The 807-nt window shown below is 45.5% G+C and carries 1 protein-coding gene; it reads left to right on the forward strand.

The window, feature by feature from the left end; genetic code table 11:
• Positions 1-807: tRNA pseudouridine(13) synthase TruD (locus R7Z50_RS26440; protein ID WP_318149606.1), on the forward strand; the 807-nt coding region annotated here is incomplete at both ends.

Below are 807 nucleotides of genomic sequence, written 5' to 3' on the forward strand. Positions count from 1 at the left end.
ACACTTTCAGGTTCGCGAAGATTTGGGTTTTGCCTTCACGGGAGAAGGTGAACACTTAATGGTGCGCATTCGAAAAACAGGTGAGAACACCAGTTTCGTCGCTAACGAGCTAGCGAAAGCTTGTGGTGTTAAGTCTAAAGACGTTAGTTGGGCAGGCCTGAAAGATCGCCATGCAGTAACCGAACAATGGCTAAGTGTTCATCTGCCTAAAGGTGAGACTCCAGATTTTTCGACATTTTTGGCGCAATACCCAAGTATTGAAATTCTGGCGACCGATCGACACAACAAAAAACTGCGTCCTGGTGACTTAATCGGGAACGAGTTTGTGGTTACCTTGTCTGAAGTGACAGATGTGGCGGATGTAGAGCAACGCCTTGAAAAAGTTAAACAAGTTGGTGTGCCAAACTACTTTGGTAGCCAACGCTTTGGTAACGATGGAAATAACCTCGACGAAGCTCGTCGTTGGGGACGAGAAAACGTTCGTACGCGTAACCAAAACAAACGCAGCATGTACTTGTCTGCCGCGCGTTCATGGATCTTCAACCGCATCGTTTCTGCTCGTCTAGAAAATGGTGTGTTTGATAAATTCATCGATGGTGACATCGCACAGACATCACAAGGATTGTTGGCTGTTGATGCGAATAACCTTGCTGATATGCAAAACAAGCTTGCATTGAGTGAAGTTGAAATTACTGCTGCCTTAGCGGGTGATAATGCGTTACCGACCCAAACTGATGCACTTGCATTAGAACAGCCATTTATTGATGAAGAACCTGATTTAATGGCTCTGATCCGTGGGAATCGTAT

This window comes from Vibrio sp. 1249-1 (genome assembly GCF_033340495.1).